Consider the following 18,782-nt stretch of genomic DNA (forward strand, 5'->3'; position numbering starts at 1 on the left):
GGATTTCCCGAGCAGGAAAGACCCTCCACCTCACCTGCTTCTAGACACTTATCCGGATCCCCTTGCGGAAGAAGGTCGGCAGGTCGAGATCATCACCGTCGAATAGATTGCGCTCGGTGGCACCGAACCGGCCCCGATTCTCGCCCTCTCCAAAGGCAAACTCATCCTGGGCAACCGAGACGGCGGCCACGGCAGTCGCCTCGATCGCCGGCCCAACCGAATTGGCGATCTCCGCCGTCCGCCGTGCCGACAGATCCGAAGGCTTGACTCCCGAACTGCGGCGCGCAGCTGCTTTCGACGCGACGGTAGCGCGGGCCGTCCGCAGTCCGGACGACATATCTGAAGTGCCGATCACACAGATTTCCACCTTCTGCTGCCAGCTTCCATCGATGACCGCGCCCATGACGACATGGGCATTGCGGCCGAACTTCTCGCTCACTGCCGACATGATCACATTGACATCAGTCAGGGCGAGATCCGGCCCTCCGATGATATTGACGAGGAGACGATCTGCTTTTCTCGAGAATTCGGGAGTATGCAGAAGCGGGCAGAGCAGGAGGTTCTCGATGGCCTGGTCGGCCGCACCTTCACCTTTCCCGTAACCCAGGCCGAAAAGAGTCTTGCCCCCCCGCTCGACAAACGCGGTCTTGAGCGCTGAAAAATCGATATTGATCAGGCCGGTCCGGAAGAGCATCGACCAGATCGAACGGATGGACCGGTCGATCCATTCGTCCGCCCTCGAAAAGGCGTCGAGGACACTCGCATCGTCATCCACCTGCTGGAGGAGCACATCGTTGGGCAGAGGAATGACCGCATCGCAGACCTGGCGGAGGGCGGCCAGGCCTTCATCCGCCTGCTTCAGGCGCCGTCCTCCCTCGAAGGAGAAGGGCATGGTGACAAATCCGATGACGAGCGCTCCTTCGGCCGACGCCGCTTCCGCGACGACCGGAGCCGCCCCGCTGCCGGTCCCGCCGCCCATCCCGGCAACAATGAAAACCAAGTCGGCACCCCGGAGAGAACGGGAGAGTGTTTCGCGATCGCTCTCCGCGGCGAGGCGCCCGAGTTCGGGATCACCACCGGCCCCGAGCCCCCGGGTGACGGAGCTGCCGATGAGGATCTTGTCGTCGACCGGCGATGCCGCCAGGGCCTGACTGTCGGTATTGACCGTCGCCAGGCGGACCCGGCCCAGGTCATTCATCTTCAGCCGGTCGACCGCATTGGACCCGGCTCCGCCCACGCCGATGAGTTTGATAACCAGCTCCCGTTCCCCATCCTCGTTGGCGGCGAACAAGGTCTCCTGATCCGGTTCGTAGTCTTTCATAAGGCAAATCCCTCTCAGGCACCGACCAGGTTGAGGATCCGGCCGAAAACGCCACCCCTTTTCCGGGTCGGCGGCGCATCGTTCTCGCCCTGGAAATTCAGGCCGTAATTGAGAAGACCGAGCACTGTCGAATACTCGGGCTGCTTCACTTCATCGTGCATGCCCGGGTTCTCACCGAGGCGAACCGGGATCTTGAAGACCTCCTGGGCCGCCCGGTCAATCATCGGAAGGCGGGAGGTCCCGCCCGTCAGGACGACACCGGCACCGAGGTTCTCGCTCACGAAATTCGAGCCGAGCGATCTGCGCACCACTTCGAAGAGTTCCGATACCCGCAGCGAAAGGATCCTCTCGATCGAATGGCGGGAGACCTGCCGGTCTCCGATCGACAGATTGCCATTGAGCCAGACCCGTTCGGTCCGGTCCCGGCACTGCAGGACCGCCGAACCGAAACGCAGCTTGAGCGTCTCCGCCTGCGACGAGGTCAATCGGAGCCCCACGCTCAGGTCGTTGGTCAGGTGATCCCCTCCCACCGGGACAACCCCGGCCACATGACAATGCCCATCCTGATAAAGGGCATAATCGGTCGTGCCCCGGCCGATATCGAGAACCAGCACCCCGTGATTGCGTTCCTCCTGGGTGGTGACCATGACGCCGGAAGCGAGGCTTGAGAGGATGATGTCATCGACGTGCAGGGAGAACCCGTTGATGACGTGGATATGGTCGCTCACCTTGGACGCCTGCCCGTGCACCGTCCAATAGCCCACCTCAAGACGTTTCCCCTCAAGATAAAGGGGATTGGGCTCGATCCGCCCGTCCAGCCGGAAAGGCCGCCGGATATGGTGGATGATGGTCCGTTCGGGCGGCAACTGTTTCTCCTTGGCCAGGCTCTTCACTCTCTCGATATCCTCGTGCCCGACCCGGTTGTCGGCCGCGCTCACCGTGACGCCCTCCTCGCTCATGAATCCGGCGAGGTGGCCGCCGGTTTGCGCAAGATAGACTCCGTCGATGCGGACTCCGGCCCGTTTCTCCGCCGCGAGGATGGCCGCATGCGCACAATCGGTGGCTGCTGCGAAATCCACGATCTCTCCCTTGACCACGCCCCGCGACGAGCACTGACCCATCCCGATAATGCTCAGACTGCGCCCATTGGTGATTTCACCAACGAGAACGGCAACCTTGGCGGTTCCAATCTCGATTGCTCCGATTATCCGACTCTTCGACATGACGGCCATTTTCAGTTTCCTGAGTAAAGGTTCTGGGGGTTGCGGGAATCTTCGCCGGCGGCCAGTTCGACCGCCGCCTGGTTCTTGAAAGAAAGATCGATCCTGGCCGGTCTCTCGCCGGCCGATCGTCGGTAGTAATCCAGGATATAGTCAAGCCGGGCCAGCTGGTTGCGGTAGGAACCCGGCTCAAAGATGATCTCGTTCACTTCCCGGGTCCGCACCACGATGAAGGGGCGGCGATCGAGGGCGACAATCCGCCACTCCCCGACCAGATGCGGCGCGATCTGTTCCGCGAGCGTGAAAAGTGAAACCACGTCGTCGAGCCGCGAAATCGGTGCAAAACCGCCGCCCCGGCGCACCAGGCGGATTCCGTCGAGGAAGGGAATGCGCGCAATCAGCTCCTCATCATATCCAAAACCCTTATACAAAACCCCGTCGACCGCAACCAGGTAGACGACCGAGCCGCCATCCTCGCCGCGGGTGACCAGGCGGGCGACCGGCGTGCGTTCGTTCAGGCTGACCACCAGGGTCGAGGGAAAACGACGCGAAATGGTGGCCGCCGCGACCTGGCCGTCCGACTCGAGCCGGGTCTTGATCGCCTGGATGTCAACGTCCATCAAGCCGGCCTCGGCCGGGATCTGCAGGCGCCGATTGATCCACTCGTCCGAAAGTACTCCGTCCGTGACCAGGATGATTTCCTCGATCGGATTGGCCTTGGCGACAACACCCACCGCTTCCGATCCCCGATCCAGGTACCAGATACCCAGGCCGATCCCGCCCGCGACCAGAGCGACCAGGGTGCCCCCTGCCAGAGCCCGCCAGATCCGGCTTCGGGTGCGGGCCTTCGCCGGCTTGCTCATCGGGAGGCCCCGGACCTCCTGCTTGATGTTCCGCCAGGAACCGGATCCCTCCGCTCCCGCCTGTCTGTGGCCCGCCTTTTTCATTGTGGTTTCACTCCGCTGGTGTCTTCAGTTGCCGATCCGCCGGACGCGGCGGCCTCCGGAGGCCTCACCCCGACAAGGACCTCGCTCCAATCCCGTCCGTAGAGCAGCACTTCCGGCTCCAGGACGATGTTTGTTTCGCGGGAGACGCGATCCCGGACCAGGCGCACCAGATCGATGACATCGCGGGCGGTCGCCCCTCCCCGGTTGATGATGAAATTGGCATGCCGGGCGGAGATCTCGGCATTACCCACCCGCATCCCCTTCAACCCGAGCGCGTCGATGAGGCGACCCGCTGAATCACCGTCCGGGTTCTTGAATATGCAGCCTGCGCTCGGCTCCTTTGGTTGCGCCTCCTGGCGCCGGTCGCGATAGGCCTCGATCCGCGACCGGATGACCGAGGACTCTCCCTCCGAGGCCGGGTGCAGGATGGCGCCGATCGCGATGGCCTCCGCCAGTTCATCGCAGGATCGATACCGGACAGAAAGGGCCTCGCGTCCGAGAATGCGCATCTCGCCGTTCAACGTGACGAGGTGGACCTCGTCGACCACCTCATAAATCCAGCTGCCCATGGCTCCGGCATTCATCCGGAGCGCACCGCCCAGCGTACCCGGGATACCCTCCAGGAACTCGAAACCCGACCAACCCTGATGGCAGGCCTGGCCGCAGAGTTCCTTCAGGCGAAGGCCGGCTCCGACCAGCAGACGTCCGTCTTCGAGCCGACGGATCCGGCCCCAGTTCGGGTGCAGCAGGCGGACGACCAGGCCGGCGACGCCTTCATCCGGAACAATGAGATTCGACCCGCGGCCGAGAATGTTGACGGGGAGTCCCGCCTCATGGGCCGCCCCCAGCAGAACCTGGAGTTCCTCCACCGAGGCAGGCTCGGCAAAGAGTTCGGCCGGCCCCCCGATGCGGATGGTGGTCTTGCGATCAAGGGCCTCGTTGATCCGCACGCTTTCCAGGGCCACCCGATCACTGCGCAGCGCCCGAAAGAAACGCGTCAGCCGACCCATGCGATCATCCAGGCTACAGACAGTGCCCACCACGCCGCGGGCAAACCGGTCGATCGAGCCCGCCCCGACAAAAAGCAGGAAATCTCCATCACGGCAATCCTCGGCGATGCGTCGGCGGCCGGCCAAATCGTCCACGACCACTTCGGGGAGAGCGGACCGATCCCCGAACCGGCGGAATGCATCCAGAAGGTCCTCGATTTTGCCGCCGTCGACCGGCCTTTCCGCCGCCGGGTAAACATCCATCAGATAGAGCCGGTCCGCCCGTTGCAGGACCTGGGCGAACTCGGTCCGGAAACGCGCGGTCCGGGAATAGCGATGAGGCTGAAAGACAATGACCAGCCTCCGGTCGGCAGCCGGGCGGATCGCTTCGATCAGTGCGCCGATCTCGGAGGGATGGTGAGCGTAATCTTCCATCACCGTAAGGTGTGGCCCCTCGATCAGGATCTGCTGGCGCCGGCGGACCCCGGGGAAAGCGGCCAGAAGATCCGTCTCGGGAGAGACGCCAAGGAAACCGGACACAGCCAGGGCGCCGCAGGCATTGATCGCGTTGAACTCACCCCGGGCCCTGACCCGCGCGGTGGTCTGACCGAAACGGCCACCCAGACTGAGGACCCTGCCACTGCCTCCCTCGACCGAGCCCAACAGGTCGTAGTCTCCGCCCGGCCCGAAACTGATGGTGGAGGAAGGCGGGCGGCCTCCGAAGAGATCCCGGGAAACTGGGCAGGCCCGGTTGAAGAAGACCGCGCGCTTTGTCCGGTCGGCCAGTGCCCGGAAGGGAATCTTGATCGCCTCAAGATCGGCGTAGCGGTCGCAATGGTCGAGCTCGAGGTTCACACAGAGGGTGATCTCCGGGGAGAACAGATCGATTGTCCCGTCGCTTTCATCGATCTCCGCCACGAGCCAGTCGCTCGATCCCCGGCAGGCCGGAGGAATCGAATCGTCCGCGAAGAGCCCGCCCAGCACATAGCCGGGGTCCATTCCGGCGGTCCGGAGCGCATGGATGAGCATGGCGCAGCTCGAGGTCTTGCCGTGCGATCCGGCCACCGCGATCAACCGCCGATCCGCGGCCAGGGCCGCCAGGGCCTCACCCCTGCGGAAGACGGGCAGGCCCAGATCCAGGGCCGACCGCAAACTGGGATGATCCGGCCCCACCGCCGAGGAATAGACCAGCGCGGAGACAGCCGGATCAGCCGGCCCTGCTTCAGGAATCACGATCTCCCTCGCCTTGAGTCGCTGCGCCACCTCGGGCGAGAGATTGGCATCCTCTCCGCTTACCCGGCAGCCGCTCTCGGCCAGGAACATGGCAAGGGGGGCCATTCCCATGCCGCCTATCCCCACAAAGTGGATACGCAGGCCGTTCTCGATCTTCAGGGGAACCGTCATGCCGCTTCCGGCGCTGCCGATTTCGGGCGGCGCTTGTCTTCGTGTTCCCGGCCCAGCTCATCGAGATCGCGGACGATCCGGTCAATGGTGTTCTCCCGGTCCATCCTTTCCAGGTTCTTCTGGAATTGAGCGAGCAGCCAGTCGTTGAAAATCACCTCCTTCACCTCCCGCTGAAGATCACCAATATAGGATTCCTCCAGGAGAAGGCCCCCGCCCTGTTGCTCGAAAAAACGACCGTTGACCAGCTGGTGGCCGTCGGCGGCATGGGGATAGGGGATGAGGATTGCGGGCAGCCGGCAACGGATCAGTTCGGCGATCGTGCCGGCACCGGCCCGGGCCACAGCCAGATCGGCGGCCGAGAGCAGGTCCGCCACGTTGTCCGAAAAGGGGGTAAAGACCGCCCGGACCGTGGACCCATTCCGGGATTCCAGCGAAAAGACACCGTCGGCCCCTTTGCCGGGACCGGTCACGCAGTAGATCTGGATCTCCTGTTTGGCGAAAAATTCGAGGTGACGGTTGACCCAATCATTGAGGGCGACCGCCCCCTGGCTGCCCCCCAGAACGAGCAGGGTCTTCTGATTGGGATCCAGTCCGAGGCGCTCGCGCGCCCTGGCCTTGCCCACGCGGTGGATTTCCCGTCGCACCGGAAACCCGTGGTAGCGGATCCGGTCGGTCCCTGCCCGGCTCAACCGGACCCCGGCCGGCAGGTAGATCCGGCGGGCCAGTGGGCCGACCACCCGGATGGCCCGGCCAACCACCCGGTTGGCTTCGTGCAGCGCCACCGGTACTCCGCGGATCGCACCGCTGATCGCGATGGCCACACAGGTGTAGCCGCCGAAACCGAAGATGACGTCCGGATTGAACGAGCGGATCAGGCGCAGCGCGAACCCGAGTGCCTTCAGCTGCATCCACGCGAAATTGACGACCCGGATCGGATTGAGGGACAACCCGACCCCGGGAAGCCGCTCGAAATGAAATTCCGGATACTTCTGGATCAGCCGGGAATCAATCTGCTTGTTGCTGATGAGCAGGCAGCACTCATGCCCGCGCGCCACCAGTTCCTCAGCCAGGGCGATACCCGGCGCGAGGTGCCCGCCGGTGCCGCCGCAGGCGATCAGGTAGCGGCTCATCCGTTGATCTCCTTCATCGATCTCTCCGTGTCGGTCAGGGCCGGCCGCGACCAGGCGATCCGGGTGTTGAGCAGTATCCCGATGAGCAGCGCCATGAGGACGAGATTGGATCCGCCGTAGCTGATGAAGGGCAGCGACATGCCCTTGGTCGGCAGGCAGCCCGTGACCACCCCCAGGTTGATCAACGCCTGAAAGGTCAGCATGAGAAGGCAGCCCGCGACGATGAGGAATTGAAAGAGGTTGGGCGCCCGCCTCAGGTGGGCCAGTCCGAGCATGAAAATAAGGGCGAAGAGCGCGACCACCCCGAGAGTGACCCCAAGACCAAGTTCCTCGCCCACGATGGCGAAGATGAAGTCGGTGTGGGCCTCGGGGAGGAAGGCCATCTGCTGCCGGCCGTTGCCCAGCCCCACCCCGGTCGGCCCCCCGGCGCCGAACGCGAGGATGGCCTGCCAGAGCTGGTAGGCGCCGTCGGCCCGGTGGGCCTCCACATCGAGGAAGGAGGTGATCCGCGCCAGCCGCACCGGGTTGTGCATGATGGCCACGGCGAAGAGGGTGATTCCCGCCAGGACCGAGGGGATGAGAAAGATCATCCGGGAACCCGCCAGGAGAAGCATGGTGAACCCGATGGCCCCGCAGAGCATGGCGGTGCCGAAGTCGGGCTCAAGGAGGATGAGCAGGCAGAAGACGGAGATACCGGCCGCGGGAAGAACGAAGCCGCGCCAGAAACTCGGGATTCGCTGCTGATTCGCCGCCAGATAGTGAGCCAGACCAAAGACGAGCGCCAGCTTGGCAAACTCCGAAACCTGCAGTCGCATCAGTCCCAGGTCCAGCCAGCGCCGGCTCCCGTTGACCTCGATCCCGATACCGGGAATCAGGACGACCACCAGGCTCAGAATCGCCGCGCCGGTCACCAGCCAGACCATCGGCCTCAGGGATTCGAGGTTCACGCGGGTCGCAAGAAAGCCCGAAACCAACGCGATCAGGAGCCAGATCACCTGGCGGCGGACGAAGAAATAGGGATCGTTTTCAAAAAACGAGACACTGGCGCTGAAAAGCACGATGACACCCAACGTGGTCAGGGCGACCACGCAGAGCAGGATCAGTGAAACCGGGCTGAAGAGCGCCCGCCATCTGGTGCTTAGTGTCTCGACTTGCGCCATGAGAGAAAACCGGGTCAGGGCTGGGGCACCGGCTCGTCAATCGGAATGACCGGAGCAGGCAGGTCATCACCGGGAAGCAATTCATCCAGGTCCGAAGCAGGCTGCGACTCAACCGGAATGACCGGAGAGGCGTCGCTCTCGTCCGGCAGAGCCGGTTCCGGCGCCTGCGAGGGCGGCGGGGTGCGACTGGATGCTGCCGGAGCCTGGCTGGCCGGAGGATTGACCGTCACGCTCGTGCGGGTCGAATCCACCGAGGTGAATCCGGGAATGACCAGCTTCTGGCCCACCCGGAGTTTGCGCGCATCGGTGATCTGATTGGCTGCCATCAGTTCCTTGACGGTGACATCGTAATTGCGGGCGATCTCTCCGATGGTATCACCGGGCTGCACGGTCACGGTGACCGCATCGGCGGGTAGACCGGCGGATCCGCCGCCGGAGCCCGGGCGGGCGGCCGATCCCGCAGGAATGATCAGGACCTGACCGACCTGAATGAGGTCGCTTTCCAGCCGATTGGCCTGCCGAATGGCTCCGACCGTGGTGCCGTTCTGGCTGGCGATTCTCGCCAGGTAATCACCGGACTTGACCGTGTAGGTGCTCGACCCTTCGGGAAGAGAAGGCGCGGCGGCGGCCGGCCCTGTCGCATCACCTGGAGATCTGCGGGACATTCCGTCGGGCACCATGATCTTCTCTCCATATTGAATGGCATTGGGATTGATGCCGGGATTGACTGCCACGATGTCCTGGATGGACACCCCGAACTGACGGGAAATCGACCACAGGCTGTCTCCCCGCTTCACGCTGTAGGCAATGAGGACGGGTTCGCTGTAGGTCGGTTCAGCCGGTGTATCGGCGACCGGCTGAAGCACCCGCTCGGCAGGCCAGGCATCGCTTCCCTGCGTGCCGGCCGCACCCGGACGCGTCGGCGTGGCCCGGGCCCGGTCGGCCGGAGTCTGGCCCAGGAGGGGCTGGTTGGCGTAGCCGCTTCCAACCGGCAACGGATCAAGCGACGAACTCGTGGATCCACCCTGGTTGCTCCAGTTCGCGCCGGTCGAGGGGACTTCGGCCGGTCCATCCTCCACCGGAGTGGGTCGGGATTGACAACCCGGACTGACCAGAAAGACGACGAGGAGCACAAGGTGCAGGGCCAGCACCATGCTGAATATCTTGAGGATTTTCATAGAAAGATGTGTGGAAGGTTCGTATTGGGTTTAGCAGGACATCGCCTGCCGAAGTTGCTGTTGGACCAGGGCGCAGAACTGTTCACCGCGCTCCTCGTAGCTCTGGAACATATCAAGACTCGAGAAGGCCGGACTGAGGAGGACGGTATCACCGGGTCGCGCTCGGCTCAGGCAATCCCGAACCGCCTCGTCCAGATCACCGACGATCCGGGCCGAAACCCCTTTTTGAGCGAGCAATCCGAGCAGAAGCGGCGCAGTTTCCCCGAGGAGGACAGCATGGCGAATGCGCGGCGCGATCCGCGAGACAAATCCCTCGAAATCGCCGCCTTTGGATTTGCCCCCGCCGATCCAGAGGACGGGATCCGCAAAAGTGGAGATGGCCGCCTCGCAGGCGTGGAAGTTCGTCGCCTTCGAGTCGTTCCAGAAATCGATGCCGTCGATCGAACCGACCTGGCTGAGCCGATGGCGTCCGATGCGGAAACTGCAGAGCGCCTCACGTAGGACCTTGTCCGGCAGGCCCTGTCGGCGCCACCAGGCCGCCGCGAGAACAAAATTTCCGTGCTGCGGCCCGGACTGAAAAGCGGTGCCGGCGGCCAGGTCGCCCATGCCTTCGGGAGCGGCCGCCACGAGACCGGCCGGGTCCAGACCCAATCCGTGTTCATCACTGAAGGCGAGAACACCGGGGCCATAGAAGGCATGGCCGGCCGGAGTCCGGTCGACCAGGTTCTGCTTGGCCCTGAAGTAATCGACAAGGGTTCCGTGTCGCTCGAGGTGATCCTCCGCGAAATTCGTCCAGAGCGTCCAGTCGGCGGTCAGGATGCGCAGTGTCTCGGCCTGGAAGGAACTGACCTCGCAGACCGCGGTCGTCTCCGGATCGGTCACGCAGGCAGCCGTCCGGGTGAAGGCCGAACCGATGTTTCCCACTGCGACGGCCTGACGACCGGCCAGGCCGAGTGCATAGGTCAGGAATTCGGTCAGGGTCGTCTTCCCGTTCGTTCCGGTCACCGCGACAATCGGTCCCTTCCAGAAGAGGGCTGCAAAATCGATTTCTCCGAGGCACTCGCATCCGGCCTGCCGGGCGACGGCAAACCAGGGATGGTCCGGGGAAAAGCCCGGACTGGTCACAACGAGGTCGTGACCGGCCGCTTCCTGCGGACCGAAGGTCGAATGGTCGGCCAGCGGGTCGGACGCATCGTAGACGACGGCCTCAAGGCCGCGGGCGGCGAGCAGGCGGCAGACTCCGCGTCCGCTGCGCCCGTGTCCCCAGACCGCGACCGGGCGGGCCAGGCGCGCCATCATCTCTTGAGCAATCGATCCGGCTTCGTTCATCGCAGTTTCAGGGTTCCCAACCCGACGAGGGCAAAAATGAGAGAAAGTATCCAGAATCTGATGACCACTTTCGATTCGGGCCAGCCCATGAGTTCAAAATGGTGATGGATCGGCGCCATCCGAAAGACCCGTTTCCGACGGGTCTTGTAGGATCCGACCTGAATGATGACGGAGAGCGCCTCGAGCACAAAGATACCGCCGACGATGGCCAGGGTCAGCGGTTGGTGGACCATGACGGCAATCGTGCCGATGAGGCCGCCGAGGGCAAGGGAACCGGTGTCCCCCATGAAGACCTCGGCCGGATGGGAATTGAACCAGAGAAAAGCCAGGCCGCCCCCGACGAGGGAGCCGCAGATGATGGTCAGCTCGCCCACCCCGGGCACATAACTGATCAGAAGATAGCCCGAGATGACCGTATTGCCGGCCGCATAGGCCATGATGGCGTAGGTCAGCGCGACCGTGACGGTGCACCCGATGGCGAGGCCATCGATCCCGTCGGTCAGATTGATGGCGTTGCTTGAGCCGACGAGAATGAAGAGGAAGAACCCGGCCAGCAGGACAATGGGCATGCTCGCAATCAAAGGGATCTTGAGAAAGGGGACCCAGAGTTCCCGTATCTTCTGCCCACTATCCGGATGCAGAAGAAGCGCGACCAGGGCACAGGCGGTGATCAAACACTGCCAGAAGAGCTTCTGGCGCGAGGAAACCCCCCGGGTGTCGCGTTTGCTGACCTTGAGAAAATCGTCGCGGAAACCGAGGGCCGTCATCCCGGTATAGACAAAGAGCGCGACCAGCACCCAGATGTTCGGACGCGCCCAGAGGAGGGTAGATCCCGTGACCGCCCCGTAAATGAGGAGACCTCCCATGGTCGGGGTGTTCTTCTTCTTGGAATGAATATCCGCCAGACCGCCCACCTGACTCGCATCGCGCAGGGTCTGGACAAAACTGATGCGCTGAAGCCGCCGGATCAGCCACGGACCGATGACAAAGCCGATGAGCAGGGCCGTGCCCGACGCCATCAGGGTACGCAGGGTGATGAACCGGAGCAGTCGAAGCGGTCCGAAGGAGTTCTCAAACTCGGCGAGGTAACTCAGCATGCCGCCTCAGCTTCCACCGCCCGTCGCCAGGCCGAACCGATCTGTTCCTCGAGCCGGTGGCGCCGACTTCCCTTGATAAAGACCGCGCCGGTCCAGTTCTCGACCACCGAAGCCAATTCGCCGGGCGACGGGTTGACCGTGATCGTCAGGGGATCTCGCCCGGATTCGAGCAGGCCCCGGCACAGGTCGTCTCCCTGGTCTCCGACGAGCACAAAGCGGTCCTGAACACCCATGGGCCACTCCCGGCCGACGGTCCGGTGCCAGTCCCCGGCACTCTCCCCCAGTTCCTCCATCGTCCCGACCAGAAAGAGGCGCGGTACCGACGGTCCGACCCTCCCGATGAAAGCCCGGACGGCATCCCGCATCGAAGCAGGATTGGCATTGTAGCAATCGAGGTAGACGAGACGCCCATCCTTTTCGATGACCTCACCGCGCAGCGCGGCGGGACGCCAGCCTTCGAGCCGGCCGGCGACCACCTCGGGGTCCTGACCGAGCTGAACGGCTGCCGCGAAGGCGAGGACCGCGTTGGAAACCATGCCCTGACTGGTTGAGGCGAGGAGGAATGTGACCGGTCTCACCCCGGGAAAGTCGACCCGGACTCGGAGGCCCGCGCCTTCCGCCGTGGCCTCGTAGGCAACCGACAAGCCGTTGCCCTGGTCGGTTTTCGACCCGCGGACTGACGCGGTTCCGATCACGGTGAACGGGATGGAAAGTCGGCGAAAGGCAGCCCACTGGAGGCATTCAAACGGGAAGAAGGCCCGGCCGCCCGGACGAATCTGCCGAAGCAGTTGCACTTTCTCCTGGGCCACGGATTCGACCGATCCGAGGGCCTCGAGGTGGGCGGGGCCGATCGAAGTGATGATTCCGAGATCCGGAGAAAGAATGGAAGCGAGGCGGGTCATCTCCCCGGGCTCGCTGATGCCGGCTTCAACCACCGCAAAACGGTGGACCTGCGGATCGCAATTGAGGATCGTCAGGGGAAGACCGAGAAGATTGTTGAGATTCCCTTCGGTGGCTCCGACCTCGCTCCGACCGCCGAGGGCCTCGGTCAGGAGGTCCTTGGTCGAGGTCTTTCCGCAGCTTCCGGTAACGCCGATGACGGGACCGGGAAAAGCTTTCCGGTATTCGCGGGCGATGTCCTGCAGCGCGCGGGCCGGGTCGGGCACCAGCAGCTGAGCCAGTCCGGCATTGGGATCGAAGCGCGCGACCAGAGCGCCCGAGGCGAATGCCCGGGAGGCCGCCGAAACGAAGGCATGGCCATCCCTGGCCGCCGTTTCGATGGCGACAAAGAGCTGACCGGGCCGCAAGGTCCGGCTGTCGATGCCGAAGCCGGTGATCCGGCCGGGCGGATTTCCCCGCCAGGCGCCGCCGCTCCACTCGGCCAGCAATCTGGGATCATGGACAGGCATCAGGTCTGGGGCGGTTTCAGTTTCTTGATCTCGATCAATTCGCGGGCCACCTGCCGGTCATCAAACGGCACGATGGTATCACCGAACTCCTGAAAAGACTCATGCCCCTTGCCCGCGATCAGGATGCAGTCCCCCTCGGTAGCATGGTCCAGGGCCAGGCTGATGGCGTGCCTCCGGTCATCCACGAACTGAATACGATCGGGATGGATGATGCCCGCTCGCATGTCGTCGAAGATGGCCGCAACCGCTTCCTTTCGCGGATTGTCCGCCGTCGCCCAGGCGTGGTCGGCGGTTTCCTGAACCGCCGTTGTCATGGCCGGACGTTTGGTCCGGTCCCGGTTGCCCCCGCACCCGAAGACCACATAAAGGCGGCCCGGGGTGATCTGGCGCAACATCTGGACGGCATTGCGCAGGGCGTCGTCGGTGTGGGCATAGTCGACCAGGACGTTGAAGCCGAACGGGTTCGCAATCCGTTCCATCCGCCCCGGAATGCCCCCGAAGGACTCCAGGCGGGGAAGAACCGAGACAATCTCACGCCCATTGGCCTGACAGATGGCAAGGGAGGCGAGAAGGTTGCTCAGGTTGTAATCTCCAAGCAGAGGCGATTCTATCCGGGCCTCGCCGTCCGGCCAATGGAGCGTGAACCGGGTGGTCATGAAACCCAGTTCAACCTGGCTGCCGCGGATCTCGGCATCGGTTGCCTGCCCGAAGGTGATCGTCCGGACCCCCTGGGGTATCATCCCAAGCAGTCGGCGTCCGGCTGCATCGTCGATGTTGACCACAGCCACCTCGGGCAGCGAACCGACCTCGCCGGTGAAGAGGCGGGCCTTGACCTGGAAATAGTCCTCGAGCGAACCGTGGTAATCGAGGTGGTCGCGGGTCAGGTTGAGAAAGGCGGCCGTCCTCAGACGAAGACCCCGAACCCGGTCCTGGTTGATGCCATGGGAACTGATCTCCATCGCGGCGAACCGGCAACCGGCATTGCGCATCTGGGAGAGCATCCCGAAAACATCGACCGACTCGGGTGTCGTTCGAAACGCCGGAACCGTCCGTTCGCCCAGGTCGTAGCTGATCGTGCCGATCAGGCCCACCCGCTCTCCGGGTCGGGTCAGCAGATGCTTGACCAGGTGGGTGACGGTGGTCTTGCCGTTGGTCCCGGTCACTCCGATCACCCTGAGGTCCTCATCGGGCGCGCGGTAGAAACGCCGGGACACCTCGGCGAGGACCGCGCGGGGCCGGCTGACCCGAATGGAAGTCACCCCGGAAGGCGTGAACTGACGCGATTGGCTGGAGATGACTGCGACGGCTCCACGATCGATCGCCTCATCGATGAAGAAGCTTCCGTCCGAGCGCATCCCCGGAAGGGCGAAAAAGACACAGCCGGGAGTGGCCCGGCGGCTGTCGATCACCAGGCTGGTGACAACCCGGTCGAGAGTTCCTTTGATCTCCAGGCAATCGATGCCTGAGAACAATTCGTTCAGATTCTGAGACATAACACGCCGGTCCGACCGGCTTCGGGCCCGTTTCGCGAAACCGGTAATGGCACGCGTTTCCGGTTTCTGTAAAATAACTTGAGAAGGATTGAGGTAACCTATCACGGTAAGTGCGCTTTGACTAGCGGACGAGGGCGAGGCGCCCCAGGGGTTCGGGCGGGTTGATCCCAAGGTAGGGAATCAGCTGTTCGGCAATGGTTCTGAAACTCGGCGCCGCCACGGTGGAACCATAGGCGGTACCATTGAGACGGGCATCGTCGATGATGACAGTGACGGCCACCCTGGGACGGGAGGCGGGAAAGAAACCGCTGAAGGAACCCACGTGATGGGTTCGGGAATAGCGTCCGTCGATGATCTTCTGGGTCGTGCCGGTTTTTCCGGCCACTTCAAACCCGGGAATGGCCGCGGCGCGTGCCGTACCTTCCGGCGAGACCACTCGTTCAAGGAGACCGGCCATGGTGCGGGCAGTCGATTCGGAGACCACCCGCCTCCGGACGGAGGGCGCAAACGAGACCAGGATGTCCCCGGAACTGTTGGCGATCTGCCGGACGATCTGGGGCCGCATGAGAATCCCGTGATTGGCGATCGCGCTCATGGCGGCATGGATCTGGAGAGGAGTCGCTCCGATGGCGTGCCCCATGGGAAGCCGGGTGATGGTCAGACCGTCCCAATTGCGAACCTGGTGCAAAATGCCGTTCTCTTCTCCCGGCAGGATGATTCCGGTCTCCTCTCCAAACCCGAAGGCCCGGGCATAACGGTAAAGTCGGTCACGGCCCAGCACGATGCCCAATTGCGCCGCACCACGGTTGCTCGACTTGCTGACCACATCGGCGACGGTGAGAATGCCATTGGGGTGGGAATCCTGGGGAAGGGGAAGGCGGCGACCGTGATCGACGATAAAGTTCTGACTGCAATCGACCGGCGTGTTCGTCTGAACCATGTGCTCTTCGAGCGCCCCGCTCGCCGGCACGATCTTGAAGGTCGAACCCGGTTCGAAAATGTCGGCGATCGCCCGGTTGCGCTGGGCCGAAGCGTCCGCCTCGCCGTAGTGATTGAGGTCGAATGTCGGGTAGTTGGCCAACGCCAGGAGGAATCCGGTCGTCGGGTCGCTCACGATGATGGTCGCGCCGACCGGACTGAACTCGTCGACGATCCGCTTCAATTCGGTCTCCACGATGTGCTGAACCACCATGTCCACCGAGAGGACCGCATTGAGGCCGTCGGCCTCCGGTATGTCCCGCGTGCGGAATCGGGCCACCTCGTTGCGGCGCCCATCACGTTCCGACTCATACCAGCCATCCTGACCACGGAGGTAGAAATCGAGAGCGTATTCCACTCCGAGGGCCGGAGTCCCCTCCCGGTTGACAAAACCAATGAGATGAGCGGCCGTCTCGCCTGCAGGGTAGGTACGACGGTAGTCGCGGTTCCCGTAGACCGCGCGAATTCCGAGGGCGCGAACCGCGTCATAGGTCGCGTCGTCGACGCCTTCGTGCAACTTGACCCAGCGTATGGCTCCCGGACTTACGGATTCGTCCGACCGGACTGCGGTTACGCCCCGTCTGGCCGCCGCTTCCACGTCGGCGATCGGGATGTCGAGAATACCGGCCAGAGCGGGGAATTTCTGCTGGTCCGCCTCGCGAATCAACTGAGGGTCGAGGCCCACTTCGATGAAGGAGCGGCTCGTGGCGAGCAGATTCCCGTTGGTGTCGAGGATATTGCCTCGCCGGGCCTTGGTGACCACGACCCGCTTGCGGGCGCTTTCCACCGTGCGGGCCAGTTCCTCGTGCTGCATGTACTGCAGGTTGACCAATCGCGCCCCGATTCCCCCGAATGAACAGAGAATGACCGCGGCCACCAGGCAGAGCCGGAATCGGGATACGAGACGCTTCGACATACCGGTCAACGGGAGAACTGGACGACCGGTCGGTCAACGGAACTGAAGAGCTCCTCGTTACTCTTGATGACGAGACGCAACTCGACATCGTCACGGATGCGGACGATCTGGGTCTCCACCGGTCGGGCCAGCCGGAGATTGAGTTCCCGGTTGCGGGCGATCAGGTAGTCGGGGCTGAGCGCGACCGCCAATTCCGAATTGACCTGCGACAGGACGCGCTCGATTTCCACGATTCGGCGCTCGATCACTTTATTCTCATTGGCCGAGACCGCAATCTGGTGCCGGAGCCAGACGGTGCCGAAGCCGATGCCCCCCGCGTAGACCAGCAGGAGAAAGGAACAGAGTAGAACGCGATTCAGGATGGAGACGATTGGGCGTCGGGTCGTCATGATTCGAATTTGCGGAGGGCTCGAAGGCGGGAGGAACGGGATCGCGGATTGAGAGCGATCTCGGCTTCACCGGGAGAGACCGGCCTGCGGGTCAGGAGAGCGGCTTCACGGGATCGGAGCTGATCGGGGGTTCCATCTGACGCGTCGACCGCCATCCCGGCCTTGGTCCGGAAATAGCGTTTGACGATCCGGTCCTCGAGAGAATGGAAGCTGATGACACAGAGTACCCCGCCCGGTTTGAGTCGGTCAAAGGCGGCCGGAAGAGCCCGCTCAAGCGCACCCAGTTCATCATTGACGGCGATCCGTATGCCCTGAAAGGAACGGGTGGCGGGATGCAGACGTTTCTCGTGACGCCGGTAACCGGGAACGGATTCCTCGATCAACGCGGCCAGACCTGTCGTGGTGGTCAGTCGACCGGTGCCCCGGGCACGGAGGATGGCCCGGACAATCGGACGCCAGCTCCTCTCCTCGCCGTAGCCCCGGATTGCTTGGACGATGGCGGACTCCGCGGCCGTTTCCAACCAGATGGATGCCGGCAATCCGGATTCAGGATCCATCCGCAGGTCGAGCGGAGCCTCTCGGCGAAAGGAGAATCCCCTCTCCGTTTCGTCGAGCTGGAACGACGACACACCGAGATCGAAGAGGATTCCGTCAAACAACCCGGTCGGGAGCGAGGAAAGGTCGCCAAAGTCGAGGCGAAGGAACTCCATCCTATCCCCGAAGCCGCTCCTCAGAACCGCGGCACGCCCTGCCGCCGCAGGATCGCGATCAAGACCCAGCACCCGAATCGAGGGATCGACTTCGAGTATGGCGCGACTGTGCCCGCCTCCGCCAAAGGTGCAATCGAGGTAGCATCCGCCCGCCTTGGGCGACAGCAGGCCGAGAACCTCCTCCAGAAGGACGGGAAGGTGGCCCTTGGAATCCGGAAGATCCATCGACTCAACGGTGCAGCAACACATGAAATAGACTCCTCCATCCCGAGCGCGAAGGCACCACCGAACGTCGGCGGGAAGAGGCAAGCCGACGGGTGTCGCCGATCGGCACAAAGCCCGGCATCGGGACCGCTTCGAAATCCTGTTCGCTGAAATGCCGGATGCGCCCCCTGGAGATGCTGCCGCCCGCCCCAAAGAGCGAACTGCGGGAGAACAACGGACCGGAGGCACCGGAAGTCGAGCCGCGAACCAGACCGGCGGCAACCAGCGAGCGGCGGCCGCCCGCCTCAATCGCTGGAAAGCGGGGTCTCCGGGTCCTGCCCGATCGCGAGACATCCAGAAAGGCCTTCAGGACATCCTCGAACTGCCGCAATCGATTCTTCGCTCCGTTCATAAGCCGATCTCCCGCATGAGCCCACCGAGATCCTCGCCGCTTGCCTGCGGATCGACCGGTTGCCAGCGCTCCGGACTCCAGATGGAGAACTTGGTCATTGTCCCGACCAGAACCGCCTCTTTTTCCACCCCGGCATGGGCCAGCAGGTCGGGTGCAAGCCCGACCCGTCCCTGCTTGTCACATCCGAAAGTGTGGGCCTGGGAAAAGAACTTGCTGAGAAAGGCCTGGGCGGCACCGTCGCTGAGGAGTTTCTGGGAAACCCTTTCGTAGAGCTTGTCGACCTCGGCGGGCGGAAGAACAGTGATGTAGCCGGCCGGATCCGGCAGGGCGAGGTAGACCTCGTTTTCATCGCCCGCGAACCTCCACTTCGAAGGAATCGTCAGACGATTCTTCGAATCCAGGTTATGTCGGAAACGCCCAACATAATACGGTCTCGCTTGGCCATTCATCTGCAAATCGGGGGAATACTAAACCACAACGCCCCATTTCTCCCCAC

Annotated in this window: 16 protein-coding genes; all 16 read right to left on the reverse strand. The window is 63.3% G+C overall.

Features of this window, described 5'->3' with window-relative positions; genetic code table 11:
• Positions 1 to 40 precede the first annotated feature (40 nt).
• The 16 genes from ftsZ to R3F07_08595 all read right to left on the reverse strand — a co-directional run bounded on the left by ftsZ (position 41) and on the right by R3F07_08595 (position 18,735).
• Positions 41 to 1,321 (reverse strand): cell division protein FtsZ, encoded by a 1,281-nt coding sequence (ftsZ, locus tag R3F07_08520; GenBank protein ID MEZ5276408.1) that lies wholly within the window; start codon positions 1,319 to 1,321, stop codon positions 41 to 43.
• Between the two features lie 14 nt (positions 1,322 to 1,335).
• Positions 1,336 to 2,553 carry a cell division protein FtsA gene (gene ftsA, locus R3F07_08525; GenBank protein ID MEZ5276409.1) on the reverse strand — a complete coding sequence of 406 codons (1,218 nt, stop codon included), beginning with the start codon at positions 2,551 to 2,553 and terminating at the stop codon, positions 1,336 to 1,338.
• A gap of 2 nt (positions 2,554 to 2,555) precedes the next feature.
• Positions 2,556 to 3,488: an FtsQ-type POTRA domain-containing protein gene (locus R3F07_08530; protein MEZ5276410.1), complete on the reverse strand. Its 933-nt coding sequence runs from the start codon at positions 3,486 to 3,488 to the stop codon at positions 2,556 to 2,558.
• Entirely contained in the window at positions 3,485 to 5,881 is a 2,397-nt protein-coding gene (gene murB / locus R3F07_08535; protein MEZ5276411.1) for a UDP-N-acetylmuramate dehydrogenase, read from the reverse strand. Before murB ends, R3F07_08530 begins: the two co-directional genes overlap by 4 nt.
• A complete protein-coding gene (locus tag R3F07_08540) occupies positions 5,878 to 7,011 on the reverse strand; it encodes a UDP-N-acetylglucosamine--N-acetylmuramyl-(pentapeptide) pyrophosphoryl-undecaprenol N-acetylglucosamine transferase (GenBank protein ID MEZ5276412.1) in 1,134 nt (377 codons plus the stop codon). The genes murB and R3F07_08540 overlap by 4 nt, the downstream gene beginning before the upstream one ends.
• Entirely contained in the window at positions 7,008 to 8,171 is a 1,164-nt protein-coding gene (gene ftsW, locus R3F07_08545; GenBank protein MEZ5276413.1) for a putative lipid II flippase FtsW, read from the reverse strand. Before ftsW ends, R3F07_08540 begins: the two co-directional genes overlap by 4 nt.
• Positions 8,172 to 8,185: 14 nt before the next feature.
• Positions 8,186 to 9,349 carry a LysM peptidoglycan-binding domain-containing protein gene (locus tag R3F07_08550; protein ID MEZ5276414.1) on the reverse strand — a complete coding sequence of 388 codons (1,164 nt, stop codon included), beginning with the start codon at positions 9,347 to 9,349 and terminating at the stop codon, positions 8,186 to 8,188.
• Positions 9,350 to 9,379: 30 nt separating this feature from the next.
• Positions 9,380 to 10,678: a UDP-N-acetylmuramoyl-L-alanine--D-glutamate ligase gene (gene murD, locus R3F07_08555; GenBank protein MEZ5276415.1), complete on the reverse strand. Its 1,299-nt coding sequence runs from the start codon at positions 10,676 to 10,678 to the stop codon at positions 9,380 to 9,382.
• Positions 10,675 to 11,775 carry a phospho-N-acetylmuramoyl-pentapeptide-transferase gene (mraY, locus tag R3F07_08560; GenBank protein MEZ5276416.1) on the reverse strand — a complete coding sequence of 367 codons (1,101 nt, stop codon included), beginning with the start codon at positions 11,773 to 11,775 and terminating at the stop codon, positions 10,675 to 10,677. Before mraY ends, murD begins: the two co-directional genes overlap by 4 nt.
• Positions 11,769 to 13,184: a Mur ligase family protein gene (locus R3F07_08565; GenBank protein MEZ5276417.1), complete on the reverse strand. Its 1,416-nt coding sequence runs from the start codon at positions 13,182 to 13,184 to the stop codon at positions 11,769 to 11,771. Before R3F07_08565 ends, mraY begins: the two co-directional genes overlap by 7 nt.
• A complete protein-coding gene (locus R3F07_08570; GenBank protein ID MEZ5276418.1) occupies positions 13,184 to 14,677 on the reverse strand; it encodes a UDP-N-acetylmuramoyl-L-alanyl-D-glutamate--2,6-diaminopimelate ligase in 1,494 nt (497 codons plus the stop codon). Before R3F07_08570 ends, R3F07_08565 begins: the two co-directional genes overlap by 1 nt.
• Before the next feature lie 121 nt (positions 14,678 to 14,798).
• Entirely contained in the window at positions 14,799 to 16,571 is a 1,773-nt protein-coding gene (locus R3F07_08575) for a penicillin-binding protein 2 (protein MEZ5276419.1), read from the reverse strand.
• 5 nt (positions 16,572 to 16,576) lie between these two features.
• Positions 16,577 to 16,960, reverse strand: coding sequence for a hypothetical protein (locus tag R3F07_08580; protein MEZ5276420.1), 384 nt, complete (start codon positions 16,958 to 16,960; stop codon positions 16,577 to 16,579).
• Positions 16,957 to 17,919, reverse strand: a complete 963-nt coding sequence (rsmH, locus tag R3F07_08585; protein MEZ5276421.1) for a 16S rRNA (cytosine(1402)-N(4))-methyltransferase RsmH — start codon at positions 17,917 to 17,919, stop codon at positions 16,957 to 16,959. Before rsmH ends, R3F07_08580 begins: the two co-directional genes overlap by 4 nt.
• A complete protein-coding gene (locus tag R3F07_08590; protein ID MEZ5276422.1) occupies positions 17,900 to 18,286 on the reverse strand; it encodes a hypothetical protein in 387 nt (128 codons plus the stop codon). The genes rsmH and R3F07_08590 overlap by 20 nt, the downstream gene beginning before the upstream one ends.
• On the reverse strand, positions 18,283 to 18,735 hold the full coding sequence (locus tag R3F07_08595) for a mraZ (GenBank protein MEZ5276423.1): 453 nt from the start codon (positions 18,733 to 18,735) through the stop codon (positions 18,283 to 18,285). Before R3F07_08595 ends, R3F07_08590 begins: the two co-directional genes overlap by 4 nt.
• Between the last annotated feature and the right edge of the window lie 47 nt (positions 18,736 to 18,782).

This window comes from Opitutaceae bacterium, assembly GCA_041395105.1.
In the GTDB taxonomy this organism is placed as follows: Bacteria; Verrucomicrobiota; Verrucomicrobiia; order Opitutales; family Opitutaceae; genus B12-G4.

Bases quoted from the DNA above. Each gene is read 5' to 3' on its own strand.
- ftsA (MEZ5276409.1), bottom strand. From the start codon at position 2,553: ATGGCCGTCATGTCGAAGAGTCGGATAATCGGAGCAATCGAGATTGGA.
- R3F07_08565 (MEZ5276417.1), bottom strand. From the start codon at position 13,184: ATGCCTGTCCATGATCCCAGATTGCTGGCCGAGTGGAGCGGCGGCGCC.
- R3F07_08570 (MEZ5276418.1), bottom strand. From the start codon at position 14,677: ATGTCTCAGAATCTGAACGAATTGTTCTCAGGCATCGATTGCCTGGAG.
- rsmH (MEZ5276421.1), bottom strand. From the start codon at position 17,919: ATGTGTTGCTGCACCGTTGAGTCGATGGATCTTCCGGATTCCAAGGGC.
- ftsW (MEZ5276413.1), bottom strand. From the start codon at position 8,171: ATGGCGCAAGTCGAGACACTAAGCACCAGATGGCGGGCGCTCTTCAGC.
- murB (MEZ5276411.1), bottom strand. From the start codon at position 5,881: ATGACGGTTCCCCTGAAGATCGAGAACGGCCTGCGTATCCACTTTGTG.
- R3F07_08580 (MEZ5276420.1), bottom strand. From the start codon at position 16,960: ATGACGACCCGACGCCCAATCGTCTCCATCCTGAATCGCGTTCTACTC.
- ftsZ (MEZ5276408.1), bottom strand. From the start codon at position 1,321: ATGAAAGACTACGAACCGGATCAGGAGACCTTGTTCGCCGCCAACGAG.
- R3F07_08550 (MEZ5276414.1), bottom strand. From the start codon at position 9,349: ATGAAAATCCTCAAGATATTCAGCATGGTGCTGGCCCTGCACCTTGTG.
- R3F07_08595 (MEZ5276423.1), bottom strand. From the start codon at position 18,735: ATGAATGGCCAAGCGAGACCGTATTATGTTGGGCGTTTCCGACATAAC.
- R3F07_08575 (MEZ5276419.1), bottom strand. From the start codon at position 16,571: ATGTCGAAGCGTCTCGTATCCCGATTCCGGCTCTGCCTGGTGGCCGCG.
- R3F07_08540 (MEZ5276412.1), bottom strand. From the start codon at position 7,011: ATGAGCCGCTACCTGATCGCCTGCGGCGGCACCGGCGGGCACCTCGCG.
- R3F07_08530 (MEZ5276410.1), bottom strand. From the start codon at position 3,488: ATGAAAAAGGCGGGCCACAGACAGGCGGGAGCGGAGGGATCCGGTTCC.
- murD (MEZ5276415.1), bottom strand. From the start codon at position 10,678: ATGAACGAAGCCGGATCGATTGCTCAAGAGATGATGGCGCGCCTGGCC.
- R3F07_08590 (MEZ5276422.1), bottom strand. From the start codon at position 18,286: ATGAACGGAGCGAAGAATCGATTGCGGCAGTTCGAGGATGTCCTGAAG.
- mraY (MEZ5276416.1), bottom strand. From the start codon at position 11,775: ATGCTGAGTTACCTCGCCGAGTTTGAGAACTCCTTCGGACCGCTTCGA.